The sequence below is a fragment of the Acidiphilium multivorum AIU301 genome (assembly GCF_000202835.1).
Classification (GTDB): domain Bacteria; phylum Pseudomonadota; class Alphaproteobacteria; order Acetobacterales; family Acetobacteraceae; genus Acidiphilium; species Acidiphilium multivorum.
The window spans coordinates 1,902,048-1,928,258 of record NC_015186.1; the positions used below are offsets into that span (position 1 = coordinate 1,902,048).

Annotated in this window: 22 protein-coding genes and 1 tRNA gene; 15 read left to right on the forward strand and 8 right to left on the reverse strand. The window is 69.7% G+C overall.

Annotated features, from left to right (window positions below; all coding sequences use genetic code 11):
• Window positions 1-35: 35 nt before the first annotated feature.
• The 5 genes from ACMV_RS08485 to hrcA form a co-directional block, all read right to left on the reverse strand.
• Window positions 36-1,055 carry a zinc-dependent alcohol dehydrogenase gene (locus tag ACMV_RS08485; RefSeq protein ID WP_013640136.1) on the reverse strand — a complete coding sequence of 340 codons (1,020 nt, stop codon included), beginning with the start codon at window positions 1,053-1,055 and terminating at the stop codon, window positions 36-38.
• A 12-nt stretch (window positions 1,056-1,067) separates the two neighbouring features.
• Window positions 1,068-2,558: a xylulokinase gene (locus tag ACMV_RS08490; RefSeq protein ID WP_013640137.1), complete on the reverse strand. Its 1,491-nt coding sequence runs from the start codon at window positions 2,556-2,558 to the stop codon at window positions 1,068-1,070.
• Window positions 2,559-2,598: 40 nt separating this feature from the next.
• The gene (locus tag ACMV_RS08495; protein ID WP_013640138.1) at window positions 2,599-3,636 is read right to left on the reverse strand and encodes a sugar-binding transcriptional regulator; all 1,038 of its coding nucleotides are present in this window, start codon (window positions 3,634-3,636) and stop codon (window positions 2,599-2,601) included.
• A 146-nt stretch (window positions 3,637-3,782) separates the two neighbouring features.
• Entirely contained in the window at window positions 3,783-4,223 is a 441-nt protein-coding gene (locus tag ACMV_RS08500; RefSeq protein ID WP_011942405.1) for a MaoC family dehydratase, read from the reverse strand.
• Complete coding sequence (hrcA, locus tag ACMV_RS08505) at window positions 4,220-5,323, reverse strand: heat-inducible transcriptional repressor HrcA (protein WP_007421917.1); 1,104 nt, start codon at window positions 5,321-5,323, stop codon at window positions 4,220-4,222. The genes ACMV_RS08500 and hrcA overlap by 4 nt, the downstream gene beginning before the upstream one ends.
• A gap of 66 nt (window positions 5,324-5,389) precedes the next feature.
• Between hrcA and rph the strand changes: the two genes are divergently transcribed.
• Entirely contained in the window at window positions 5,390-6,121 is a 732-nt protein-coding gene (gene rph / locus ACMV_RS08510) for a ribonuclease PH (RefSeq protein ID WP_013640139.1), read from the forward strand.
• A gap of 7 nt (window positions 6,122-6,128) precedes the next feature.
• The gene (gene rdgB, locus ACMV_RS08515) at window positions 6,129-6,716 is read left to right on the forward strand and encodes an RdgB/HAM1 family non-canonical purine NTP pyrophosphatase (RefSeq protein WP_081479268.1); all 588 of its coding nucleotides are present in this window, start codon (window positions 6,129-6,131) and stop codon (window positions 6,714-6,716) included.
• Window positions 6,717-6,731: 15 nt separating this feature from the next.
• Here rdgB and gltB read toward each other — a convergent pair whose 3' ends face one another.
• From gltB to ACMV_RS08530, 3 genes are all read right to left on the reverse strand, one after another.
• Window positions 6,732-11,270 (reverse strand): glutamate synthase large subunit, encoded by a 4,539-nt coding sequence (gltB, locus tag ACMV_RS08520; protein WP_041665275.1) that lies wholly within the window; start codon window positions 11,268-11,270, stop codon window positions 6,732-6,734.
• Window positions 11,271-11,275: 5 nt separating this feature from the next.
• Window positions 11,276-12,727, reverse strand: a complete 1,452-nt coding sequence (locus ACMV_RS08525; RefSeq protein ID WP_013640142.1) for an NAD(P)-dependent oxidoreductase — start codon at window positions 12,725-12,727, stop codon at window positions 11,276-11,278.
• 177 nt (window positions 12,728-12,904) lie between these two features.
• Window positions 12,905-13,855, reverse strand: a complete 951-nt coding sequence (locus ACMV_RS08530) for a complex I NDUFA9 subunit family protein (RefSeq protein WP_013640143.1) — start codon at window positions 13,853-13,855, stop codon at window positions 12,905-12,907.
• 150 nt (window positions 13,856-14,005) lie between these two features.
• Between ACMV_RS08530 and ACMV_RS08535 the strand changes: the two genes are divergently transcribed.
• From ACMV_RS08535 to ACMV_RS08595, 13 genes are all read left to right on the forward strand, one after another.
• Window positions 14,006-14,091: transfer RNA gene (locus tag ACMV_RS08535), tRNA-Leu, on the forward strand.
• Between the two features lie 38 nt (window positions 14,092-14,129).
• Window positions 14,130-14,786 (forward strand): ribonuclease D, encoded by a 657-nt coding sequence (locus ACMV_RS08540; protein WP_013640144.1) that lies wholly within the window; start codon window positions 14,130-14,132, stop codon window positions 14,784-14,786.
• A gap of 81 nt (window positions 14,787-14,867) precedes the next feature.
• Window positions 14,868-15,872, forward strand: a complete 1,005-nt coding sequence (locus ACMV_RS08545; protein ID WP_007421911.1) for a KpsF/GutQ family sugar-phosphate isomerase — start codon at window positions 14,868-14,870, stop codon at window positions 15,870-15,872.
• A complete protein-coding gene (gene lptC, locus ACMV_RS08550; protein ID WP_011942410.1) occupies window positions 15,869-16,609 on the forward strand; it encodes an LPS export ABC transporter periplasmic protein LptC in 741 nt (246 codons plus the stop codon). Before ACMV_RS08545 ends, lptC begins: the two co-directional genes overlap by 4 nt.
• The gene (locus ACMV_RS08555) at window positions 16,606-17,577 is read left to right on the forward strand and encodes an LptA/OstA family protein (protein ID WP_013640145.1); all 972 of its coding nucleotides are present in this window, start codon (window positions 16,606-16,608) and stop codon (window positions 17,575-17,577) included. The genes lptC and ACMV_RS08555 overlap by 4 nt, the downstream gene beginning before the upstream one ends.
• Window positions 17,574-18,368, forward strand: a complete 795-nt coding sequence (gene lptB / locus ACMV_RS08560; protein WP_011942411.1) for an LPS export ABC transporter ATP-binding protein — start codon at window positions 17,574-17,576, stop codon at window positions 18,366-18,368. Before ACMV_RS08555 ends, lptB begins: the two co-directional genes overlap by 4 nt.
• Before the next feature lie 129 nt (window positions 18,369-18,497).
• A complete protein-coding gene (locus ACMV_RS08565; protein WP_007421907.1) occupies window positions 18,498-19,151 on the forward strand; it encodes a 50S ribosomal protein L25/general stress protein Ctc in 654 nt (217 codons plus the stop codon).
• An 18-nt stretch (window positions 19,152-19,169) separates the two neighbouring features.
• Complete coding sequence (pth, locus tag ACMV_RS08570; protein WP_007421906.1) at window positions 19,170-19,748, forward strand: aminoacyl-tRNA hydrolase; 579 nt, start codon at window positions 19,170-19,172, stop codon at window positions 19,746-19,748.
• 1 nt (window position 19,749) lies between these two features.
• The gene (ychF, locus tag ACMV_RS08575) at window positions 19,750-20,844 is read left to right on the forward strand and encodes a redox-regulated ATPase YchF (RefSeq protein WP_011942413.1); all 1,095 of its coding nucleotides are present in this window, start codon (window positions 19,750-19,752) and stop codon (window positions 20,842-20,844) included.
• A 15-nt stretch (window positions 20,845-20,859) separates the two neighbouring features.
• Window positions 20,860-23,013: a primosomal protein N' gene (locus tag ACMV_RS08580; RefSeq protein ID WP_013640146.1), complete on the forward strand. Its 2,154-nt coding sequence runs from the start codon at window positions 20,860-20,862 to the stop codon at window positions 23,011-23,013.
• Window positions 23,014-23,167: 154 nt separating this feature from the next.
• Window positions 23,168-23,761, forward strand: a complete 594-nt coding sequence (locus ACMV_RS08585) for a F0F1 ATP synthase subunit delta (RefSeq protein WP_007423086.1) — start codon at window positions 23,168-23,170, stop codon at window positions 23,759-23,761.
• Between the two features lies 1 nt (window position 23,762).
• Window positions 23,763-25,295: a F0F1 ATP synthase subunit alpha gene (gene atpA / locus ACMV_RS08590; RefSeq protein ID WP_007423085.1), complete on the forward strand. Its 1,533-nt coding sequence runs from the start codon at window positions 23,763-23,765 to the stop codon at window positions 25,293-25,295.
• Window positions 25,296-25,311: 16 nt separating this feature from the next.
• A complete protein-coding gene (locus ACMV_RS08595; RefSeq protein ID WP_007423084.1) occupies window positions 25,312-26,202 on the forward strand; it encodes a F0F1 ATP synthase subunit gamma in 891 nt (296 codons plus the stop codon).
• The last annotated feature ends 9 nt before the right edge of the window (window positions 26,203-26,211 follow it).

Below are 26,211 nucleotides of genomic sequence, written 5' to 3' on the forward strand. Positions count from 1 at the left end.
TTAATCATCGCCTGCAACCGGAATTATCCGGCCGTTCAGGCGTTCGGCAGGATGAGGCTCTTGAGCGCCCCATCGGCGCAGGCGGCCTGAATCTCGAAGGCGCGGGCGCCCTCGGCCAGCGGAAACCGGTGCGTGACGATGCGCGCGACATCGACCCGCCGTTCGGCGACGAGGCGGATGGCGCGCGGATAGACATGGCCCATGCGGCGCGAGAACTTGACGGAAAGCCCCTTGCGCCGCGCCGCCCCGGCGGCAAGCGTGTAGGAATTCCCTTCGGGAATGCCGACGAGGACGATCCGCCCGCCGATCCGCGCGACATCGGCCGCGTGCTGGAATCCCTCCGGCGCGTTGGTCGCCTCGAGCACGAGATCGACGCCGCGGCCATCGGTCCAGGCGGCGATGTCGTGCCGGTCGGCGCTGACGCGGTCGGCACCCAGCGCGCCGGCATGCGCGCGGCGATACGCCACCGGATCGATCGCCAGGATCTGCCCGACGCCGGCGAGGCGGGCGAGCGCGATCATCAGCAGACCGATCGGCCCGCAACCGATCACCGCAACCGATTCCAGCAGGCGCGGCCTCGCGAGGTCGATGGCGTGGATCGCGACGCCGAGCGGCTCCAGCATCATCGTCTCCTCGATCGTGAAATGCTGCGGCACCTTCACGACCTGGCGCGGCTCGATCGCCATGCGCTCGGCCATCGCCCCAGGATAGGGCGGCGCGCCGTTGAACACGGTGTCGGGGCAGAGGTTGATCTCGCCGCGATGGCACCATTCGCAATGGCCGCAGGGCATGGCGGGGTCGACCGCGATGAGTTCGCCCTTGGCAAGGCCGAGTTCCGGACGCGCCTCGAGCACGCGGGCGGCGAATTCATGGCCCGGCACGAAAGGCTCGACGATGACCTGGCTGCCGATCGATCCTTCGAGGTAATAATGCAGGTCGCTGCCGCAGACACCAACGCCGGCGACCTCGACGGCAATGCGGTCGTTTCCCGGCACGGGCTCGGGCGCATCGCCGATCGTGATGTCCCGCACGCCGCGGATGTAGAGTGCCTTCATCGTGGTATCCTTTCAGGTCAACGGGGCGGCGCCGAACGGCCGCAGCGCCGGATAGAGCCCGGCATGGGCGCGGCGCAGGCGGGCATAGAGGGCGGCGCGGCCTGCATCCGGGGTGAAGCGCGCGGTCACCGCGCCGGCCATCGCCGATGCGGCCTCGGCAAATCCGGAATACCAGCCCGCGCCGACGGCGGCGGCCATCGCCGCGCCAAGGCTGGTGGCCTCGACCGTCGCCGATCTCAGCACCGGCACGCCATGCGCGTCGGCCAGGATCGCGCACCAGAGGTCGCTCTGCGCGCCGCCGCCGATGGCGACGATCTCGCGCGCGGCGAGCCCGGCCTCGGCCTCGATGCGCGCCATCACCCCGGCCTGCTCCAGGGCGATGCCTTCGTACAGCGCCCGCAGGAGATGCGCCCTGCCGTGATGCGGCGCGAGCCCGACGATCGCGCCGCGCGCGGCGCCGTCCCAGTGCGGCGTCATCACCCCGAGGAAATAGGGCAGGATCATCACCCCGTCCGATCCCGGCGGCAGCGCCGCCGCCGCGGGTTCGAGCTCGGCGAGCAGTGCTGCATCGCCGCCGAAGATGTCGCGCGTCAGCCAGTCGCACAGCAACGTGCCCGAACGGAGCGAGGTTTCGAGGATATAGCCCTCGCCATCCGCGGCGATCATGGTGCGGAAGCCACGCCCCACCCGGTAGCTCGCGCTCCGCATTCCGGCGACCACGGCGGTGCCGAGGTTGAGATAGGCCCGGCCCGGCTCCATCACATTCACGCCGAGACCGGCCGCCTGGCCGTCGCCGGCGCCGGCAATCACCTTCAGCCCTTCTTGCAGGCCGGTCGCGCGCGCGGCCTCGGCGGTCAGGCCGCCCAGCTTCGTGCCGGGCGGCAGCGCCGGCGCGAACCGCGCGGCGGACAGCCCGATCGCGTCGAGCAGGTCGTCCGCGTAGCGCTTCGCCGCGAGATCATAGACGCCGAGCGGATCGGCCGATGCGGTGCTGGTCGCGAACCGGCCCGTCAGCCGCTGGACCAGATAGCCATGCACCTCGGCGAACCAGGCGCTGGCGCCGAGCCGCTCCGGCTCGCAGCGGCGCATCCAGGCCAGCTTGTAAAGCGCCGGATTGGGGTCGGGGATCTTGCCGGTGACCCGGTGCAGATGGTCGGCGCCGAGGGCCTCCGCCATCGCAGCGGCATCGCCCACCGCCCGCCCGTCGAGCCACAGGATCGCCGGCCGAACCGGCCGGAAACCGGCATCGAGCGGCGCGATCGTCTCGCGCTGGTTGGCGATCGCCAGCCCGGCGATCTCGATCCCGTCGAGCCCCGCGGCCAGTTCGGCGAGCGCCGCGCGGCAGGCCCGCCACCAGTCTTCCGGGTCCTGCTCGAACCGGCCTTCGGCATCGGGCGCGAAGGGGAGCCGGGCACGGCCGATGGCCAGCACGCTTCCCTGCCGGTCGAAGGCCAGCGCCTTGACCGCGCTGGTGCTGCAGTCAAGCCCGATCACGGCCTCCACGGCGGTTCTCCATGTCTCGCGCGCGCGAAACGCCGGCGCGTCACGCCTTCGCCACCCTGCGGGACGCGCCACGCGCCGCGCCGTCGTCGTTGTCCGCCACCAGGGACGAAGCGGTCCGCTCGTCGGTAATCAGCCCGGTGATCAGCCGGCCGCGCAGCATCGCGGCGATCGCGGCCTGCTTCTCCATCCCGCCCGCCACGGCGACGACCTCGCGATCGCCGCTTTCGGCGAGATCGATGCCGATCAGCCGGTCATGCAGTTCGGTGCGGATGCGCCGCCCCCCGGCGTCGAAGAACGAGCCCAGCGCCTCGGCCACCGCGCCGTCGCGCCGCGCCTGTTCCAGTTCCTCGGGCAGCAGCATGCCGGTCTGGCAGAGCGACGCCGTCCGCCCGATCTCGCCGATGCCCATGACATAGAGACTGGCCTCCGCCGCCACGACGAACGCCTCGGCCACGCCGCGCTGGCGCAGCAGCACCCGGCGATCGGCGCGCGACTGGGCATAGAACGGCACCGGCGGCAGATAGGCCGCCGCCCCGGTCTTTTCCGCCAGCGCGTGGATCACGTCGAACGGGTTGGCGTCGATCCGCTGCGCGAGCGCGCCGATGATGGAGACGACCTTCAGCCCCTCCCGCGGCTCGCGCGGCAGGTGTTCGACCGTCGCGGCCATGGTGCGGCCATGCCCGAACCCGACGACACGATGCTGGCCGCGGGCGAAGGTTTCATGAAGAAACGCCGCCGCCGCGCGGCCGAGCGAGGAAATGACGCGGGACGATGCGGCGCCGCCCGCCGCGGCCGGAGCGTCGGGCAGCGCGGGAACGACCCGGCAATAGGTCAGGCCATGGCGCTCGATCAGCGTCCGCTCCAGGCCGAGGCAGCCGGCGAGATCGCCCTCGATGAGGATCCGCACGAGGCCGCTGCGCGCGGCGCCGGCGATCAGCCGCTGCACGCGCGCCGGCGGAATGCGAAGCTGCGCGCTGATCTCCGCCTGGGTCAGGGATGCCTCGTAGTAGAGCCACGCCACCCGGGTGACGAGTTCGGTATCGTCGCCGGATGGCCGGTCGCCTCGATCTGTTACCACGTTCCCGCCTGAGATTGATTATTTCTGCTATCGATAAAAAAATAATCATACTTGCGGCGGCAGCGTCAAGACCGGGCGCGCCGCGCCGGCGGCCTCATCGCCGGACCGGCGTCGCCCTGGCATGGTGCTCGGTCGCGGATGAGTGGCTACGGCGCACGCCGCGGCACCACCAGCCGGGCGAGCAGGATCTGCACCACCTCGCCGTTCTGGTTCAGCGTTTCCGACCGCATCACCACCCGCCCGCGATCGGGGCGCGAGGCGGAGGGGGTCATCTCCACGACGTCGGTAACCACGCGCAGCACATCGCCCGGCCGCGTCGGCCGGGGCCAGGAGATATCGTTCCCGGCGCCGATCAGCCCGCCGGCGATCGGCACGCTCTCCACCAGCAGCCGCATCGTCACCGCCGCCGTGTGCCAGCCCGAGGCGGCGAGCCCGCCGAACAGCGTCGTCCGCGCCGCCGCATCGTCGAGATGGAAGGGCTGCGGATCGTATCGCGCGGCGAACTCCCGGATCGCCGCCGCATCGAGCGTCGTCGTGCCGCTTTCGAAGCGGGTGCCCACCGCCAGATCGTCGAAGAACAGGCTCATCCGAGCAGCCGCCCGATCACCCGCGCGGTGTAATCCACCACGGGAATGATGCGCCCGTAATTGATCCGCGTCGGCCCGATCACGCCGATCGCGCCCACGATCCGGTCATCGCGCGAGCGCGCCGGGGCAACCACCATCGACATGCCGGAGGCGCCGAACAGCCCGCTTTCGGCGCCGATGAAGATGCGCACGCCTTCCGAGCGCTCGGCCAGTTCGAGCAGCTTCAGCATCGTCTCCTGCGCCTCCAGCCGCTCGAAGAGCTGCTGCACCGAGGCGAGTTTTTCCAGTTGGTCGACATCGGCGAGCAGCCGCGCCTGGCCGCGCACGATCAGCGAACCGCCCCTGCCCTCGTCCGACCAGGTCGCGAGACCGGCCTCGACGATGCCGGCGGCGAGATCGTCCAGCGCCGAGCGGTCCGCCCTCATGTCGTCGGCCACGCGAACGCGCAGCTCGCCGAGCGACAGGCCGGAGAGCTGGGCATTGAGGTAGTTGCTCGCCTCCTGCAGCGCCGAGGGCGGCACGCCGGGCGGCGTCTCGATCACCCGGTTCTCGACCTGGCCATCCGCCGAGACCAGCACGACGAGGGCGCGGCCGGAACTCAGCGGCACGAATTCGATATGCTTGACCGCCCCTTCCGATTTCGGCGCCAGCACGATCCCGGCCGCCTGCGACAGGCCCGAGAGCAGGGCGGAGGCCTCGGTGAGCGTGTCCTGGATCGACCGGCCGGACTGGGCGAGCGCCGCCTCGATCCGCTCGCGCTCCTCGTCCGACAACTCGCCGAAATGCAGCAAACCGTCGACGAAGAGGCGCAAGCCCCGCTCGGTCGGCAGCCGTCCGGCCGAGATATGCGGCGAGAACAGCAGCCCGGCATCGGTCAGGTCCGCCATGACGTTGCGGATCGTCGCCGGCGACAGGCCCATCGGCAGCAGGCGCGAGAGCGTGCGGCTGCCCACCGGCTCGCCGGTCTCGACATATTGCTCGACGATTTCACGCAGCACCGCGGCGGAGCGTTCATCAAGCCCCGGCGGCAGCCGCACCGGCCCGACCGCCGGCTTTGGCCGACCGGCGCGGGCGGAGGAACGCTTGGATGTCTGGTCCATGGCGCCAGAGTCGGGTATCGCGGGGCGAAAATCAAGCGACACGTTTCAGCCGACAGGAGAGGCTTCATGCCCGAAATCAAGAGACCGAGCGGCCGCATGGCCGATGCGCTGCGCCAGGTGGAGATCGTCACCGGCTTCTCCCGCCATGCCGAGGGCTCGGCGCTGATCCGCATGGGCGGCACCGAGGTGCTGTGCGCGGCGAGCGTGGAGGGCCGGGTGCCGGGCTTCCTGCGCGGCGCCGGCCAGGGCTGGGTGACGGCGGAATACGGCATGCTGCCGCGCGCGACCCACACCCGCGGCGACCGCGAGGCGGCGCGCGGCAAGCAGTCCGGCCGCACACAGGAAATCCAGCGGCTGATCGGCCGCTCGCTGCGCGCGGTGGTGGACCGCACGGCGCTGGGCGAAATGACCATCACCCTCGATTGCGACGTGCTGAACGCCGATGGCGGCACGCGCTGTGCCGCGATCACCGGCGCCTGGGTCGCGCTCGCGCTCGCGATTCGCACGCTGCGCAAGGCGAACGTGATCGCGACCGACCCGCTGATTGGCCAGGTTGCGGCCGTCTCCTGCGGCGTGTTCGGGGGCGTCCCGGTCCTCGACCTCGATTACGCCGAGGATTCCAACGCCGAGGCGGACGCCAATTTCGTCCTCACCGGCACGGGCGGCATCGTCGAGATCCAGGCGACCGCCGAACGGGCGACCTTCGAGGAGGCGACCTTCGGCACCCTGCTCGGCCTCGCCCGCAAGGGCACCGCCGAGCTGTTCACGGCACAGCGCGCGGCCCTCGATGCGGCCTGAGGCGGCGATGCGGCTCGAACGCGGCCAGCGGGTGGTGATCGCCACCCACAATGCCGGCAAGCTCGCCGAATTCGCCCTGCTGCTCGCCCCGCACGGGCTCGATTGTGTATCTTCCGGCGCGCTCGGCCTGAAGGAGCCGGCGGAGGACGCGCCGGATTTCGCCGGCAATGCGCGGATCAAGGCGCTCGCGGCGGCGACAGCGAGCGGTCTTGCGGCGATCGCCGACGATTCGGGGCTGGAGGTCGCCGCCCTCGGCGGCGCGCCCGGCGTGCGCTCGGCGCGGTTCGCGCAGGAGGCGGGCGGCTATGCCGCGGCGATGGCGAATATCATCGCCGCCAGCCGGGCGGACGACCGCGCCGCCTTCGCCGCCGCGATCTGCCTCGCGACACCCGAAGGACGGACCTTCACCTATCTCGGCTGGTGCCGCGGGCGCATCGCCCCCGCGCCGCGCGGCGATGGCGGCTTCGGCTACGATCCGGTCTTCGTGCCGCTCGGCGAGACGCGCAGTTTCGCCGAACTCGACAAGGCGGAAAAATCGGCGATCAGCCACCGCTACCGGGCGCTGCGGCAGTTCGCCGCGGCGCATCTCGGCTGAAGATCTTCCGGCCGGTTACTCGGCCGGAATCTTCTCCGCCGCCGGCGCCGTCATCGGAACCGGCAGGAAGCGCGCATAGTCGCGCGGCACCACCATCCAGAACCGCGCCAGCGTGCGCTCCCACTCGTTGAGCAGGCGCTCGGCATAGAGGCTCTGCGTCTCGCGCGCGTGCTCGGTCACGAGGTCGCGCAGATGCTGCGCCCAGTAGGCCTCCGTCACCCGATTCCAAAGCAGCGTGTCGGGGTTGACCCGCAGCTCGAAATCGGCGGCCGGATCGTAGACGAAGGCGATGCCGCCGGTGAAGCCGGCACCGAAATTGTCGCCCACCGGCCCGAGAATCACGACCGTTCCGCCGGTCATGTATTCGCAGGCATTCGACCCTGCCCCCTCGACCACCGCCACGGCGCCGGAATTGCGCACCGCGAAGCGCTCGCCCGCCTGGCCGGCGGCGAACAGCCGGCCCGAGGTTGCGCCGTAGAGGCAGGTATTGCCGATGATCGTGTTATCCTGGCTGACAAGCGTCGAGGACGGCGCCGGCCGCACCACGATGGTCGCCCCGGACAGGCCCTTGCCGACATAGTCGTTGGCATCGCCGAAGACCTCGAGCTTGAGCCCGCGCACCGCGAAGGCGCCGAGCGACTGGCCCGCCGCCCCGCGCAGCCGCACGGTGACGTGGTCGGCCTGCAGGTCGGCGCCGCGCTTGCGCCGCACGATCTGTCCCGAGAACTTGGTGCCGATCGCGCGATGCGTGTTGCGGATGCCGTATTGCAGCTGCATCTTCTCGCCGCGCTCGAAGAACGGTGTCGCATCCTCGATCATCTGCGCATCCAGCGTCTCTGGCACCTCGTTGCGGCCCTGCAGCGTGCAGAAGCGCGCATAGGGGCCGGGGTCGGCCTGGGCGAGCAGCGCGTTGAGATCGAGATCGTCGAGCAGCTCGGAGCCGCGCGAGATCTGGTGCAGGTAATCGGTGCGGCCGATCACGTCCTCGAGCCGGCGCACGCCGAGCGAGGCGAGGATGTGCCGCACATCCTCGGCGATGAAGGAGAACAGGTTGATCACCTTCTCCGGCGTGCCCTCGAACTTCGCGCGCAGCGCCTCGTCCTGCGTGCACACGCCGACCGGGCAGGTGTTGGAATGGCACTGGCGGACCATGATGCAGCCCATCGCCACCAGCGAGGCGGTGCCGATGCCGAATTCCTCGGCGCCGAGCATGGCCGCGATCACCACGTCGCGCCCGGTCTTGATGCCGCCATCGGTGCGCAGCTTCACCATGTGGCGCAGCCGGTTGAGCATCAGCACCTGATGTGTCTCCGACAGGCCCATCTCCCAGGGCAGGCCGGCATACTTGATCGAGGTCTGCGGCGAGGCACCGGTGCCGCCAGAATGGCCGGAGATCAGGATCGCATCCGCCTTCGCCTTCGCCACGCCGGCCGCGATGGTGCCGATGCCCGAGCGCGAGACGAGCTTCACGCACACCGTCGCCTGCGGGTTGATCTGCTTGAGATCGTAGATCAGCTGGGCAAGATCCTCGATCGAGTAGATGTCGTGATGCGGCGGCGGGCTGATCAGCATCACCCCCGGCGTCGAATGCCGGAGCTTGGCGATCAGCTCGGTAACCTTGAAGCCGGGCAGCTGGCCGCCCTCGCCGGGCTTCGCCCCCTGGGCGACCTTGATCTCGATCTCGCGGCAGTTGTTGAGATATTCCGCCGTCACGCCGAAACGGCCCGAGGCGATCTGCTTGATCGCCGACGACGCGTTATCGCCGTTCGGCCGCGGCGTCGCCCGTGCCGCGTCCTCGCCGCCCTCGCCCGAATCCGAGCGCGCGCCGATGCGGTTCATCGCGATCGACAGCGTCTCGTGCGCCTCGGGGCTGAGCGCGCCGAGCGAAATGCCCGGTGCGACAAGCCGCTTGCGGATTTCGGTGATGCTCTCGACCTCGTCCACCGGGATCGGCGTCATCCCCTCGCTGCGGAAATCGAGCAGGTCGCGCAGCGCCACCGGCGGCTGGGCGTTCACCGCATCGGCGTATTTGCGATACAGCGTGAAGCTGTCGGTCGCGACCGCGGTCTGCAGCATGTGGACCATCTGCCCGTCGAACGCATGCGTCTCGCCCTTGCGGCGCAGGCGATAGGCGCCGCCGACCGGCAGGGTGACGGCATCCGAATCCCAGGCGGTGCGGTGCAGTTCCAGCATCTTGTGGGCGATGCCGGGCAGGCCGATGCCGGAAATCCGCGAGGGCATGCCGGGGAAGAATTCGGCGACCAGCGCGCGCGAGAGTCCGATCGCCTCGAAATTGTAGCCGCCGCGATAGGACGAGATCACCGAGATGCCGAGCTTCGACATCACCTTGAGCAATCCCTTGTTCACCGCCTTCTTGTAGCGGCCGATGCACTCCTTCAGGCTGATCGATCCGAACAGGCCGCGGCGATGCCGGTCGGCGATGCTTTCCTGCGCGAGATAGGCGTTGATCGTGGTCGCCCCCACGCCGATCAGCACGGCGAAGTAATGCACGTCCATGCATTCGGCGGCGCGCACGTTGAGGCTGGTGAAGGTCCGCAGCGACTGGCGGACGAGATGCGTGTGCACGGCGCCGGTGGCGAGGATCATCGGGATCGGCGCATGCGCCTCGTCAAACGTCTCGTCAGTGAGAATGACATGCGTGCAGCCCGCGCGCACGCCTTCCTCGGCCTCGCGGCGGATCCGCTCGATCGCGGCGCGCAGCCCGCCCTCGCCATCGGCGACCGGGAAGGTGCAGTTCACCACGCAGGCATTGTCGCCCATCGTCCGGCGCATCGCGTCGAACTCGGCGGTCGAGAGAACCGGGCTTTCCAGCTGCAACAGATCGCACTGGCTGGAATCCTCGTCGAGCACGTTGCCGAGATTGCCGAGCCGCGTCTTCAGCGACATCACGCGGCTTTCGCGCAGACTGTCGATCGCGGGGTTGGTGACCTGGCTGAAGCTCTGGCGGAAATAGTGATGCAACCCGCGATAACGCTCCGACAGCACGGCGATCGGCGTGTCGTCGCCCATCGAGCCGGTCGCCTCGTTGGCGTCCTCGACCATCGGATGCAGGATGAGTTCGAGCTCCTCCAGCGTGTAGCCGACGCCGAGCTGGCGGCGGCGCAGCGCCTCGCCCTCGAAGAGAACCGGCTCCGGCGTATCGGTTTTCACGATATGGTCGATCACCTTGATGCCGGCGGTCCAGGCGCCGAAATCCTGCCGGGCGGCGAGATCGTCCATCAGCTCGGCATGATGGTAGAAGCGGCCATCGGCGAGATCGACGGCGATGGTCTCGCCCGGCCCGACGCGGCCGCGCTCGACGATCTCCGCCTCCTCGCGCTTGACCATGCCGGTTTCCGATCCGACGATCAGCAGCCCGTCGCTGGTGCGGGTGAAGCGCAGCGGCCGCAGCCCGTTGCGGTCGAGCCCGGCGATGACGTAGCGGCCATCCGTCGCGGTGATCGCGGCCGGTCCGTCCCACGGCTCCATCACCGCGTTGCAATAGCTGATCAGGTTGCGATGCGCGGGCTTCATCGTCGCATCGGCGCCGATCGAGGGCGGGATCATCAGCGTCTTCGCCATCATCGCGTCGCGGCCGCCATGCACCAGCAGTTCGAACACGGCATCGAGCGTCGCGGTGTCGGAACTGCCGGCCTGGATCACCGGCTTGATGTCGCCGAGATAATCATCGAGCGCGCCGGCGGCGAGGCGCGTCTCGTGGCTCTTCATCCAGTTCACGTTGCCGGCCAGCGTGTTGATCTCGCCGTTGTGCGCAAGGCAGCGGAACGGCTGGGCGAGCCGCCAGGTGGGGAAGGTGTTGGTCGAATAGCGCTGGTGGTAGATCGCGAAGCGCGAGACGAACCGCTCGTCGAGCAGGTCGGGGTAGAACTCCGTCAGGCTCTCGGCGAGGAACATGCCCTTGTAGATGATCGAGCGGCAGGAGAGCGAGCAGATGTAGAGCTCGGGAATCTGCGCCGCGATCGCTTCCTTCTCGATCCGCCGGCGGATCACGTAGAGGTCGCGCTCGTACTCCTCCTCGGACTTGCGGAGCGCGTTCCACACCATGATCTGCTCGATCTCGGGGCGGGTCGCGTTCGCCTTCTCGCCGATGCAGGAGACGTCGATCGGCACCTGGCGCCAGCCATAGATGCGGTAGCCGAAATTCAGGATCTCGGTCTCGACGATCTGCCGGCAGCGCTCCTGCGCGCCGAGATCGGTCTTGGGCAGGAACACCATGCCTACCGCGATCGGCCCGCGGCGCATGCGGTCGCCGCCGCGCTCCACCGCATCGGCGAAGAAGTCCTGCGGAATCTCGACATGGATGCCCGCGCCATCGCCGGTCTTGCCATCCGCATCGACCGCGCCCCGATGCCAGACGGCCTTCAGCGCGTCGATGCCGGCGACGACGACGTCGCGCCGCTTGCGCCCGTCGAGCGCCGCGATCAGGCCGACGCCGCAGGCATCGTGTTCCTGCGCCGGATCGTAGCTGCCGGCGAGGGCCGTGGTGTTGCGCTGCCAGGCGGCGAGAAATTCGGAGGCGGTTTCATGGGTCATGGTCATCACTCCGCGGCGGTGGCGAGCGCGCCGTCGGGGCGCGCGGCGGCGGTTTCGAGATAGGCGTGCATGGCGTCGGCGGCATCGCGGCCGTCCTTGATCGCCCAGACGACGAGGCTGGCGCCGCGCACGATGTCGCCGGCGGCGAACACGCCGGGCAGCGCGGTCATGAAACTCTTCGAGTTGACCTTCAGCGTGCCCCAGCGGGTCAGCGCGAGGCCCGGCTCGTTGAAGGCGCCGGGCAGATCCTCGGGGTCGAAGCCGAGCGCCTTTATGACGAGATCGGCCTCGATGGTGAATTCCGAGCCCGCGATGGGCTCGACGGTCTGGCGGCCGGAGGCATCGGCGAGGCCGAGATGCATCCGCACCGCCTTCACCGCACTGACCCGCCCGGCGCCGACGAAGGCTTCCGGCGCGGAGAGCCAGGTGAACTCGACCCCCTCGTCGATCGCGTTCGCGACCTCGCGCGCCGAGCCGGGCATGTTGGCGCGGTCGCGCCGATAGAGGCAGGTGACGGCGGCGGCGTCCTGGCGGATCGCGGTGCGGACACAGTCCATCGCCGTGTCGCCGCCGCCGATGACGACGACGCGCTTGCCGGCGGCGTTCAAGGCACCCGAATCATAGTCCAGAACCGCATCGCCCAGCCCCTTGCGGTTCGAGGCGATGAGATAGTCGAGCGCAGGCACCACGCCGTCGAGCCGGCTGCCCGGCACGTCGATCTCGCGCGCCTTGTAGACGCCGGTGGCGACCAGCACCGCGTCGTAGCGCGCGCGCAACTCGGCAAAGCTCAGGGCGCCGCCGATATCATCGTTCAGATGGAAATGGATGCCGCCGTCCTCGAGCCAGGCGCGCCGCCGGGCGACGATCTCCTTCTCCAGCTTGAAGCCGGGAATGCCGTAGATCAGCAGCCCGCCCACCCGGTCGTGCCGGTCATGGACATGCACCTGATACCCCTTGCGCCGCAGCGCCTCGGCGGCGGCGAGGCCGGCCGGCCCGGCGCCGATGATGCCGACACTCTGCGCGCGCTCGCGCCGCGGGCGGATCGGCCGGACCCAGCCATTCTCGAAGGCGGTGTCGGTGATGTAGCGCTCGACGGCGCCGATGGTCACGCTCTCGAACCCCTTCTCGATGACGCAGTTGCCCTCGCAGAGCCGGTCCTGCGGGCAGATGCGGCCGCAGATTTCGGGGAAGGTGTTGGTGGCGGCGGAAATCTCGTAGGCTTCCTCGAGCCGCCCCTCGGCCGAGAGCTTCAGCCAGTCGGGGATGTTGTTGCCAAGCGGGCAATGCACCTGACAGAACGGAATCCCGCACTGGCTGCACCGGCTAGCCTGGGCCGCCGCGTCCTTCGGGTCGAAATCGCGATAGATCTCGCCGAAATCCTCGCGGCGTTCGACGGCGGCGCGCTTTTCCGGCGGCTGCTGCGCAAGACGCACGAATTGCTGCATGTGCTCGGTCATCGGCACAACTCCGTTCCGTGGATGGCTGTTTCCGGCAGTATCTAGCTCACGGGAACGGAGATTGCCAGCAATAATTCGATGTTAAGTCATATCAACTGCCATATATGCTCGATTACCAGCTCTGCGCCCTCATCACCGCGGTTTTGTGACAGAAAATTATGTCCCGTTTGAGACCTATCACGCTTCGCCGCCAGTCGGACGCCCGCCGCCATGCCGGTAGCGCCGCATGTAGGAGGGGACGACAAGGTCGATCGGCGTCGCGACGATGCCGAGATCGGCCAGCGTCCGCGCGTTCCGCGCGACCACGTTGTCGCGCCGGAGCAGCAGGAGCTGATCGGTCGTCAGCAACCGTCCGGGCAGGCGCTGGAGCACCGCAGCCTGCAACCAGGCGGCCCAGCGCGGCACGCCGACCAGGGCGCGGTGATGGCCGGTTTCCGCGTTGATATAGGCCAGCAGGTCGAGGAAGCTCCGCACTTCGGGGCCGCCGAGCTCGTAGGTTGCGCCGGCGAGTTCGGGCCGGTCGATCGCCGCCATCACCGCATCGGCGACGTCGCCGACATACACCGGCTGGAATTTCGTCTCGCCCTCGATCACCGGCAGGAACGGCAGTTGCGCCGCCATCGCGCCGAAGCGGTTGAAGAACCCGTCCTCCGGCCCGAACACGATCGAGGGGCGCAGGATCGTCGCCGCAGGAAAGGCCGCCTTCACCGCCGCCTCGCCCAGCCCCTTGCTCCGCGCATACTGGCTCGCCGCCTTCGGATCGGCGCCGATCGCCGAGACGTGCACGAGCGCGCGCACCCCCGCCTCCGCCGCGAGCGTCGCGATCCTCGCCGCGCCCTGGTGCTGCACCCGGTCGAAATCGCCGCGCCGCCGTTCGGCCAGGATTCCCACGAGATTGATGACGCAGGTCGCCCCCTCGATCGCGCGGCGCAACGCCGCCTCGTTGTCGAGCGGAGCATAGAGCGGCACGATCTGGCCGACATCGCCAAGCGGGCGGAGAAAGGCGCCGGCCTCGGTATCGCGCATCGCCGCGCGCACCACCCAGCCCGCGGCGGCCAGGCGTTTCACGACATGGCGGCCAATGAAGCCGGATGCGCCGAAAACCGTTGCAACCTTGCGCGATGCCATGAGGGTCTCCTTTTGATGGGTGCCTTCTGTTCGCATGACTGGCCCGCGCAAGACAACCGCCTCCCGCACGAAGGCGGATTGACGGCAGGGCGCCGCTTCGCTACAGCCCCGTTCACCGAAGCGCGCCGGTGCGGCGCGGTTAGCCTCCTTGCCCAGGTGGCGGAATGGTAGACGCGCAGGTTTCAGGTACCTGTGGCCGCAAGGCTGTGGAAGTTCGAGTCTTCTCCTGGGCACCAACTCTCAATAGTCCCGCGTGCGGGATCGTGATGGGCCGATGAGCCAGACCCAGTTTGCCGCCGGCGCCACCATACACATCCATCGCCACGACCTTCCGGACGGGCTCGATCTCGGCCCCGTGGTCGCCGTCGACACCGAAACGATGGGCCTCGATCCGCGGCGCGACCGGCTCTGCCTCGTGCAGCTCTCCGCCGGCGACAACAGCGCGCATCTCGTGCAGATCGTCCCGCCCGCCCTGGGCGGGCGCGGCGCCGACTGCCCGAACCTGAAGCGCCTGCTCGAGCATCCCGGCGTGACCAAGCTGTTCCACTTCGCCCGGTTCGACCTCGCGATGCTGTATCACGCGCTCGGCGTGACGACCGCGCCGGTGATCTGCACCAAGATCGCCTCGAAGCTGGTCCGCACCTATACCGACCGCCACGGGCTGAAGGACCTCTGCCGCGACCTCGTCGGCATCGAGATCTCCAAGCAGCAGCAGACCAGCGACTGGGGTTCGGCCGAGCTCTCGCCCGAGCAATGCGCCTATGCGGCGTCGGACGTGCTGCACCTGCATGCGATCTGGGCGCGGCTCGAAGCCCTCCTGGTCCGCGAGGGGCGGCGCGAACTGGCCGATGCGTGCTACCGGTTCCTGCCGGCGCGCGCGAAGCTCGATCTGCTCGGTTTCGAGGATCCCGACATTTTCAGCCATCGCTGACGGCGGCTCCGCCCCGCGCGTCATTCTGTTGACCCGGCGCGGCGCATCGTCACATACAAGGCCATGACGAGCGGACAGACCATGCCTGTTGCCCCTCCACGCCGCGATCAGTCCCCGACGGCCGCCACCGACGATCTCGCCATCGCGCGCGACGTGCTCGCGACCGAGGCGGCCGCGCTCAACGCCCTGGCCGCAACGCTGGGCGAGGGCTTCACCGCGGCGGTGACGACGCTGGCGGACATCGCCGGCCGCGTCGTCGTCACCGGCATGGGCAAGTCCGGCCATGTGGCGCGCAAGATCGCCGCCACCCTCGCCTCCACCGGCACGCCGGCGCTGTTCGTCCACCCGGCCGAGGCGAGCCACGGCGATCTCGGCATGATCGTGCCGGGCGACGCGGTGATCGCCCTGTCGAACTCCGGCGAGGCCGCCGAACTCGCCGCCATCGTCTCCCATGTCCGCCGCTTCGCCCTGCCGCTGGTCGCGATCACCAGCCGCGCCGAGAGCACCCTGGCCCGCGCCGCCGACCTCGTGCTGCTGCTCCCCGCCGCCCCCGAGGCCGGGCCGATCGGCATGGCGCCGACCACCAGCACGACGATGCAGATGGCGCTCGGCGACGCCATCGCCGTTGCCCTGCTCGCCCGGCGCGGCTTCACCGCCGCCGATTTCGGCCTGTTCCACCCCGGCGGCAAGCTCGGCGCCCGGCTCCGGCGCGTTCGCGACCTGATGCATGAAGGCGAGGCCGTGCCGCTCGCCGGGCCAGACACGCGCATGGATCAGGCGATCCTGCTGATCACCGCAAAGCATTTCGGCTGCCTCGGCATCATCGACGGCGAACGCCGCCTGCTCGGCGTGGTGACCGACGGCGACCTCCGCCGGGCCATGGCGCCGGATCTGCTGACGCGGGAGGTCGGCCGCATCATGACCACCAGCCCGCGCGTGATCGGGCCCGAACGCCTGGCCGAGGAGGCGCTGCACGACATGACGGCGCTGACCCCGCGGGTGATGTCGCTGTTCGTGGTGGACGAGTCGCGGCGGGTGCTCGGCATCGTCCACATGCACGACCTGCTGCGGGCGGGTGTCGCATGAACACCGCGCGCACCCCCGACCAGCCCGGCAAGCCGCAGCGGCACGGCACGCTGTTCTCGCAGGCCGACGGGCTGTTCGCCGCCCTGGCCCACGCGCGCGACCGCCAGCGCGCCGCCCTCGGCCGGCAGCGGCGCATCGTCGGCATCGCCAAGATCGTTCTCCCGGCGATCGCGGCCGTGCTGCTCTTCGCCATCGTGATCTTCCCCGACCTGCGCAGCGGCGCGAGCTTCGGCCGGGTCACCTATCGCGAATTGCCGCAAGCCTCGGGCGCCGCCCTCTCGCGGATGAGCACGGCGGAATATCGCGGCGTGGACGCGCGCGGCGAGAAATTCACCATCACCGCGCGCCACGCCGTGCAGACCGGCGGCGACCGGCTGAGCCTGACCGGGCCGAAAGGCGACATCACGACGAAAGGCGGCGCCTGGTTCATGCTCGATGCCCGCAACGGCGTCTATCACCAGAAGACCCAGCGTCTCGACCTGGCCGGCAAGGTGACGCTCTACCGCGCCGACGGTACCACCATGCGCACGCGCCAGGCAACGATCGACATCCAGGCCGGCACCGCCGACGGGCACGACCCGGTCAGCGCCTTCGGCCCGTTCGGAACGCTGACCTCGGCGCAGGGCTTCACCGCGCGCAATCGCGGCCAGATCATCACTTTCACCGGGCCTTCGCATCTCGTGCTCGACCAGGCGAATCCGTCATCGACCGCCACGGGTGCCGGAGGCGGTTCATGAGGCCGCTGGCGGCGCCGCTCACGGCGCTCCTGCTCGTGGCCGCCCTTCCCGCCGGCGCCAGCGCGCAGTCGCTCGGTTTCGGCACCGCCGGCGGCCAGCCGGCGCCGATCGACATCACGGCGCAGAACGGCATTTCCTGGAACCAGAAGACCCGGATCGTGACCGCGAAGGGCAATGCCAGGGCGGTGCGCGGCAAGGTCACGGTGACGGCGGACGAACTCGTCGCCCATTACAGCCCGAAGCCGGCCAGCGGCGCGGCAAAGCCGACGCCGGCGGCGAAACCTGATGCTTCGGCCGGAGGCCTCGGCGGCCTCGATTCCGGCGCGTCGCAGATCACCCAGCTCGACGCGGTGGGCCATGTCCACATCTTCACCGCGACCGAGCAGGCCTTCGGCGATCTCGCGGTCTATCACATGGCCCGCCACGAACTCGTGCTGACCGGCGGCAACCTGCGGCTGATCACCCCGACCGAGACGGTCACCGCCACCAGGGCGCTGCAATACTGGTCCGAGGCCCGCAAGGCGGTCGCGATCGGCCATGCGAAAGTGCTCGGCAAGGACGGCCGGTCCGTCACCGCCGACCGGCTGACCGGCTATTTCACCGCCGCCCCCGCCGCGCCGAAAGCCGGCGGCACGCCACCGGCGGGCTCCACGGCGGAAGCGAGCCAGCTGCGCAAGGTGGTGGCGGAGGGGCATGTCGTCGTGACGACGCAGACCGATGTCGCGACCGGCGATCACGGCGTCTATCATCCGGCCACCGGAATCGCGGTGCTCACCGGCAATGTCCACATCACCCACGGCCCGAACGAGCTTGCCGGCCACATCGCCCAGGTCAACATGAAGACAGGGGTGGCGACGCTGCTCTCCGCTCCCGGCCATCGGGTGGAGGGCCTCATCCTGCCGGACTCGGCGCCGGCCGCAAAACCCGGTGCCGCGAAATCGCCGCAATCGGGCGCCAGAGCGAAATGATGAAGGAGCAGCTTCGCGTCATCGAGGGCGGCGTTCGCGAACGCTTCCCCGTTCCCGGCACTCTGGCCGAGCAGGGGCTGGTCGCGCGTGGCCTCGGCAAGAGTTTCCGCAAGCGTCCCGTGGTGCGCAACGTCTCGGTCACGCTGCGGCGTGGCGAGGCCGTCGGGCTGCTCGGCCCGAACGGCGCCGGCAAGACCACGACGTTCTACATGATCGTCGGGCTGATCCAGCCGGATTCCGGATCGATCATGCTCGACGGCGCCGATATCTCGACCCTGCCGATGTATCGCCGCGCGCGGCTCGGCATCGGCTACCTGCCGCAGGAAGCCAGCGTGTTCCGCGGCCTGACGGTCGAACAGAACATCACCGCCGCCCTCGAGGTGGTGGAGAACGATCCCGACCGGCGCGAGGCCATGCTGGATGCCCTGCTCGCCGAATTCGGCATCTCGCACCTGCGCCGCACGCCGGCCCTCGCCCTGTCCGGCGGCGAGCGCCGGCGGGTCGAGATCGCCCGCGCGCTGGCCACCGGGCCGAGCTACATCCTGCTCGACGAGCCGCTCGCCGGCATCGACCCGATCGCGGTCGGCGAGATCCGCGACATGGTGGCCCAGCTCAAGCAGCGCGGCCTCGGCGTGGTCATCACCGACCACAATGTCCGCGAGACGCTGGAAGTGATCGACCGCGCCTATATCCTGCACGAGGGCCATGTCCTCATGGAAGGCGCGCCGGACGAGGTGGTGGCGCATCCCGAGGTCCGCCGCGTCTATCTCGGCGACCGCTTCATGCTCTGACCCGCCCCGCCGCCACGCGGATGGCGCGCATGCGGCGACAAAACTTGTCACGCCCGCCCCGATGGGCTAGGCGAACCCTGCCGGCACCCCTGGAGGCCGGTTTTTTTCATTGAGTTCATGGAGCGAAGAATGGCCAAGTTCGAGACCATTGCGGCCGAGGATCGCGCGCGGGCCGGCAAGGGGGTGGCGCGGGCGACACGGCGGGCCGGCAAGGTGCCGGCGGTGATTTACGGGGCGAAGCAGGAACCCACCCTGATCGCGCTCGACCCGCGCATCGTGCTGCGCGAGATGAAGCGCGGCGGCTGGCGCTCGCGCCTCTACGAGATCGAGACCGCTTCGGGCAAGGCCCGCGCGCTGATGCGCGACATCCAGCTGCATCCGGTCACCGACCAGCCCGAGCATGTGGACTTCCAGCGCCTCGCCGCCGGCGAGCCGGTTCGGGTGGCTGTGAACGTCAACTTCCTCAACGAGCTGATCTCGGTCGGCATGAAGCGCGGCGGCGTGCTGAACGTCGTGCGCCACGCCGTCGAGGTGCTGTGCGACCCGGATCACATCCCCGATCATTTCGAGGCGGATCTCGGCCCGCTCGACATCAACGACAATATCCGCTGGTCGGACCTCAAGGGCACCGGCGAGGCGAAGCCGACCATCACCGACCGTGACTTCGTGATCGCGACCATCGCGCCGCCGACCGTGGTGGCCGAGGCGGCCCCGGCCGAGGGTGCCGCCGCCGCGCCGGCCAAGGGTGCCGCCAAGGGCGCTGCCAAGGGCGGCAAGAAGTAATATCGCGGAACCCTCGCCATGAAGCTGTGGGTCGGCCTCGGCAATCCCGAACCCGGGATGGCGCGGAACCGTCACAATATCGGCTTCATGGCGATCGACGTGATCGCCGACCGCCACGGCTTCGCGCCGTGGCGGAAGCGCTTTTCCGGCCTGGTGAGCGAGGGCAGCATCGGCGGCGAGAAGATCGTCGCCCTCAAGCCGCTGACCTACATGAACGAGTCGGGCCGCGCGGTGCAGCCGGCCAGCGCCTTCTTCAAGCTGCCGCCAGACGCCGTCACCGTCTTTCATGACGAGCTCGACCTGATCCCCGGCAAGGTGCGGGTGAAGCGCGGCGGCGGCGCGGCCGGCCATAACGGCCTGCGCAGCATCGATCGCACGCTCGGCACCCAGGACTACTGGCGCGTGCGCCTCGGCATCGGCCATCCGGGCGACAAGGCGCGGGTGCACGGCCATGTGCTCGGCAATTTCGCGAAGACGGACGAGGACTGGCTGGTCGACACGCTCGAAGCCGTCTCCGACGCCGCCCCCCTGCTCGCCGCCGGCAAGCCGGAAGATTTCATGACGAAAGTCGCCCTCCTGACCAAGGACACCGCCTGAGATGGGTTTCAACTGCGGCATCGTCGGCCTGCCCAATGTCGGCAAGTCGACCCTGTTCAACGCGCTGACCGCGACCGTCGCGGCGCAGGCGGCGAATTATCCGTTCTGCACGATCGAGCCGAATGTCGGCCGCGTCGCCGTGCCCGACCCCAGGCTCGACGTGCTGGCGAAGATCGGCAAGTCGGTGAAGACCGTTCCCACCAGCCTCGAATTCGTCGACATCGCCGGCCTCGTGCGCGGGGCGGCGAAGGGCGAGGGTCTCGGCAACCAGTTCCTCGCCAATATCCGCGAGGTCGATGCCATCATCCACGTGCTGCGCTGCTTCGAGGATGACGACATCACCCATGTCGAGGGGCATATCGACCCGCTGCGCGACGCCGACACGGTCGAGACCGAGCTGATGCTGGCCGATCTCGAAAGCCTGCAGAAGCGCGTGCCCAACCTGCAGAAGAAGGCGCGCGGCAACGACCGCGCCGCCGCCGCCGAGCTCGCGCTGATCGAGCCGCTTCTGAAAGTCCTCGAAGACGGAAGGCCCGCCCGCACCGCGATTCCCGCTGGCGAGGAGGAGGCGGTGCGCCGGCTGCAGCTGCTCACCGCCAAGCCAGTTCTTTATGTCTGCAACGTCGAGGAAGCCTCGGCGGCGACCGGCAACGCGCAGTCGGCCCGCGTCGCCGAGATGGCGGCGGCGCAGGGGGCGGCGCATGTCATCGTCTCCGCCGCGATCGAGGCCGAGGTGGCGCAGTTGCCCGCCGGCGAGCGCGAGGAATTCCTCGAAGGCCTCGGCCTTGCCGATTCCGGGCTCGACCGGGTGATCCGCGCCGGCTACGACCTGCTCGGCCTGATCACCTATTTCACCTGCGGCCCGAAGGAGACCCGCGCCTGGACGATCACGCGCGGCACCGCCGCCCCCGCCGCGGCGGGCGTGATCCATGGCGATTTCGAGCGCGGTTTCATCGCCTGCGAAACCATCGCCTATGACGACTACGTCGCCTGCAACGGCGAGGCCGGCGCGCGCGAGGCCGGCAAGCTGCGAATCGAGGGGCGCAACTATATTGTCCAGGATGGTGACGTCCTGCTGTTCCGCTTCAACGTCTGACCCGGCCCGCGCCTGATGGCGCTGGTCTCCGTCCTGCTGCCCTACGCGTTCGATGCCGCCTTCACCTATGAGGCGCGCGAGGCGCCGCCGCCGGGCGCCGTCGTCACCGTGCCGCTCGGCCGGCGCATCGTGCATGGCGTGGTGTGGGACGACGCGCCGGAGCCGGGCATCGCGCCGGCCCGGCTGAAGACGCTGCACGCCGTTATCGCCACCCCTGCCCTGCCCGGTCCGCTCCGCCGCTTCATCGACTGGGTCGCGCAGTACACCATGGCGCCGCGCGGCGAGGTGCTCGCCCTCGCCCTCAAGACCGGCCTGCTCGACCCGCCCGCCCCGCGCGCCGGCTGGGCGGCGGGCGCAGCGCCGTCCGGGCGGATCACCGCCACGCGCCAGCGCGTGCTCGATGCGCTCGCGACGCTCGACCGCCCGACCACCGCCGAGCTCGCCGCCGCGGCCGGCACCGGCGCCGCCGTGGTGCGCGGCCTTGCCGATGCCGGGCTGCTGCGCCCCGCCGTGCGGGATCCGTCTGTTCCGCTGCCCGACCCCGACCACGCGCCGCCCGCGCTGTCGGCGGCACAGGAAGAGGCCGCCACCGCCCTGCGCGCCTCGGTCGCCGCACGGCGGTTCGAGGTCACGCTGCTCGAGGGCGTTACCGGCGCGGGCAAGACCGAGGTGTTCTGCGAAGCCATCGCCGCCTGCCTGCGGGAGGGGCGGCAGGCGCTGGTGCTGGTGCCGGAAATCGCGCTCTCCGCCCAGTTCGCCGCGCGCTTCGCCGCCCGCTTCGGCGCGGCGCCGGCGCTGTGGCATTCCGGGCTGACACCCGCGACCCGCCGCGCGAACTACCACGCTGTCGCGAGCGGTGCGGCGAGGCTGGTGCTCGGCGCCCGCTCGGCGCTGTTCCTCCCCTTCGCCGATCCCGGCCTGATCGTGGTCGATGAGGAGCACGAGGCCGCCTACAAGCAGGAGGACGGCGTCACTTACCATGCGCGCGACATGGCGGTGGTGCGCGGGCGGATCTCCGGCTGCGCCGTCATCCTCGCCTCCGCCACGCCGAGCCTCGAATCGGCGGTGAACGCCGAAGCCGGCCGCTACCGCCACATCACCCTCGCCGCCCGCCATGGCGGCGCGAGGCTGCCGGCGATCGAGGCGATCGACCTGCGCGCCGCCCCACCCGCGCGCGGCCGCTTTCTCTCTCCCGTGCTGGCCGGCGCGCTGGAGACCACGCTGGAAGGCGGCGGCCAGGCGATGCTCTTCCTCAACCGCCGCGGCTATGCGCCGCTCACGCTCTGCCGCGGCTGCGGGCACCGGCTCACCTGCCCGAACTGCACCGCCTGGCTGGTGGAACACCGCCGGCCCGGCCACCTGCTCTGCCACCATTGCGGCCACGCCGCGCAGGCTCCCGCCAAATGCCCGGACTGCGCGGCGGAGCAGAGTTTCGTCCCGATCGGCCCGGGGGTGGAACGCATCGCCGAGGAAGTCGCCGAGCTGTTCCCCGCCGCCCGCACCATCCTGATGGCGAGCGACGCCATCACCACCGCCGAGCAGGCGGAGGCGGCGCTGCGCGCCATCGTCGCCCACGAGATCGACCTCGTGATCGGCACGCAGATGATCGCCAAGGGCTGGCACTTCCCCGATCTCGTGCTGGTCGGCGTGGTCGATGCCGATCTCGGCCTCGGCGGCGGCGACCTGCGCGCCGGCGAGCGCAGCGCCCAGTTGCTGCACCAGGTCGCCGGCCGCGCCGGGCGCGGGCGCCTGCCCGGCCGTGTCCTGCTGCAGACCTACGCGCCGGAGCATCCGGTGATGCGCGCCCTCATCGGCAACGACCTTGCCGGCTTCCGCCGCGCCGAGGCCGATCTGCGCGCGCCGGGCCACTGGCCGCCCTTCGGAAGGCTCGCCGCGCTGATCGTCAGCGCCGACGAGGCCGCCACCGCCGATGCCGCCGCCGCCGCCCTCGCCCGCACCCAGCCGCGCGATGGCGTGCAGGTGCTCGGCCCGGCGCCGGCCCCCTTCGCCATGCTGCGCGGCCGGCATCGCCGCCGCCTGCTGCTGCGCGCGCCGCGCGGGATCGCGGTGCAGCCCGTGCTGCGCGCCTGGCTCGACCGTGCTCGCGCCGAGGGGCTGCCCCGCGCCGCGCGGATCGATATCGACATCGATCCGATCTCATTCCTGTGAGCGCATGCGTTGCGCGGCCGGGGGGCGTATGCTACTGGCGCGCATCGCTTGAAAAAGCGCACGGGAAGGCATGTCCGCACTCTGGCCGACAGGGCGCGGCGGGCCGGTCCGGGGTTGAAACGCAAGAACTGAGATCGAAAGCAGGGTCATACTGGTGTCGTCCGCCGTTTCCGCATCGCCGCAAGCCGCCTCCCCGCAGCAGGACCGGACATCCGGCCTGTCGGCCCGCTATGCGCGGGCGCTTTATGAACTCGCCGACGAACGCAAGCAGCTCGATGAAGTGGTCTCCGAAATGGCGGCACTGGGCCGGCTGTTCGCGGAAGATCCGTCGCTGCGCCGCCTTATCGCCAGCCGTTCGATCGACGCGCGCGAGGCCGGGCGCGCCATGGAACAGGTGCTCGCCAGCCAGGGCGTGTCCGATCTCGTCCGTAATTTCATCGGCACCGCCATCGCCAACCGCCGCCTGGCCGACCTGCCGTCGCTGGTCGCGGGATTTGCCGTCTATGTCGCGGAGAAGCGCGGCGTGGTCGCGGCCGACATCGCCTCGGCGCATCCGCTCACCGACACCCAGCGCGCCCAGCTCACCGCCCGCCTCGCCGAGGCCGGCTACGGGCGCGTCACCATCCGCGAAACGGTCGACCCGTCGCTGCTCGGCGGGCTGACCGTGCGGATCGGATCCAAGCTTTACGACACCAGTTTGAAATCGCGCCTGCAACGCCTGCGCCATGTGATGAAGGGAGCCGCCTGATATGGAGATCCGCCCCGCCGAAATCTCCGAGATTCTGAAGAAGCAGATCGCGAGCTTCGACACCGAGACGGACGTCGCCGAAACCGGCCAGGTCCTGTCGGTCGGTGACGGCATCGCGCGCGTGTTCGGCCTCGCAAACGTGATGGCCGGCGAGATGGTCGAGTTTCCGAATGCCGGCGTTCAGGGCATGGCGCTGAACCTCGAGAACGACAATGTCGGCGTCGTCGTCTTCGGCGACGACAAGGCGATCCGCGAGGGCGACACCGTCACCCGCACCCGCCGCATCGTCGACGTGCCGGTCGGAAAGGGCCTGCTCGGCCGCGTGGTCGACGCGCTCGGCAACCCGATCGACGGCAAGGGCCCGATCGAGGCGACCGAGCGCCGCCTGGTCGAGACCAAGGCGCCCGGCATCATCCCGCGCAAGTCGGTGCACGAGCCGATGCAGACCGGCGTGAAGTCGATCGACGCGCTGATCCCGATCGGCCGCGGCCAGCGCGAGCTGGTCATCGGCGACCGTCAGACCGGCAAGACCGCGATCATCGTCGACACCTTCATCAACCAGAAGCCGCTGAACGCGCAGGACGACGAGAGCAAGAAGCTCTACTGCATCTACGTCGCGGTCGGGCAGAAGCGCTCCACCGTCGCCCAGCTCGTGCGCACGCTCGAGGAAAACGGCGCGATGGAATACTCCATCGTCATCGCCGCCACCGCCTCCGAGCCGGCGCCGATGCAGTTCCTCGCCCCCTACACGGGCTGCGCGATGGGCGAGTATTTCCGCGACAACGGGATGCACGCGCTGATCGTCTATGACGATCTCTCGAAGCAGGCCGTCGCCTATCGCCAGATGTCGCTGCTGCTGCGCCGCCCGCCGGGACGCGAGGCCTATCCGGGCGACGTGTTCTACCTGCACTCGCGCCTGCTCGAGCGCGCCGCGAAGATGTCCGACGAGTTCGGCGCCGGCTCGCTGACCGCGCTGCCGGTCATCGAGACCCAGGCGGGCGACATCTCGGCCTATATCCCGACCAACGTGATCTCGATCACCGACGGGCAGATCTTCCTCGAGACCGAACTGTTCTTCAAGGGCATCCGCCCGGCGGTGAACGTCGGCAACTCGGTCTCGCGCGTCGGCTCGGCCGCGCAGATCAAGGCGATGAAGCAGGTCGCCGGCAAGATCAAGCTCGACCTCGCGCAGTATCGCGAGATGGCGGCCTTCGCGCAGTTCGCCTCGGATCTCGATGCCTCGACCCAGAAGCTGCTCGCCCGCGGCGCGCGCCTGACCGAGCTGCTCAAGCAGCCGCAGTTCAAGCCGCTGCCGGTGGAGGAGCAGGTGGTGTCGATCTTCGTCGGCACCCGCGGCTATCTCGACGAGGTGCCGGTCAACCGCATCGGCGATTTCGAGGCCCAGCTGATCTCCGAGATGAAGGCGCGTTCGCCGGAAATCCTCGACTCGATCCGCAACGACCGCGAAATCAAGAAGGAGACCGAGACGAAGCTCGTCGACTTCGTCAAGTCCTTCGCCTCCAGCTTCGCGTAAGCGGCGGTCGGCACAGATGGCCAGCCTGAAAGCCCTCCGGAACCGGATCGCCAGCGTCAAGTCGACGCAGAAGATCACCAAGGCGATGAAAATGGTCGCCGCCGCCAAGCTGCGCCGTGCCCAGGCGCAGGCCGAGGCGGCGCGCCCCTACGCCACGCGGATGGCGGCGATGATGGGCGCCCTCGCCGAGGGCGCTGCGGAAAACCCGAACGCGCCGGCGCTGCTCGTCGGCAACGGGGCGGACCGCACGCATCTCATCGTCGTCGTGAGCGCCGATCGCGGCCTCGCCGGACCGTTCAACGCCTCGATCAACCGCGCCGCCCGGGCGCGGGCGCGCAAGCTGGAGGCCGAGGGCAAGCAGGTCCGGCTGTTCACGGTCGGCCGCAAGGGGCGCGACTTCTTCCGCCGCGACATGCGCGAGAAGATCATCGGCGAGGCGAATTTCGTCGGCAAGAAGACGATCGAGTTCGCCGATGCGGAAGCGATCGCCAACCAGATCATCGCCGCGTTCAACGACGGCAAGTTCGACGTCTGCACGCTGATGTTCAACCGCTTCGTCTCGGTGATGTCGCAGGTGCCGAGCGAAACGCCGCTGATCCCGGCGAGCGCCGGCCAGGCCGCGAACGACAATGCCGGTTCGGACCAGCCCGCCGGCGACTACGAGATCGAGCCGGATGACGGCACGCTGCTCGACCGTCTGCTGCCGCGCAACCTCGCGGTGCAGATCTACAGCGCGCTGCTCGAATCCGCCGCCGGCGAACAGGGCGCGCGCATGACCGCGATGGACAACGCGACGCGCAATGCGGGCGAGATGATCAACCGTCTCACGCTGAACTACAACCGCACCCGTCAGGCGAACATCACCAAGGAACTGATCGAGATCATTTCCGGCGCGGAAGCGCTCTGAGGCTTAGGG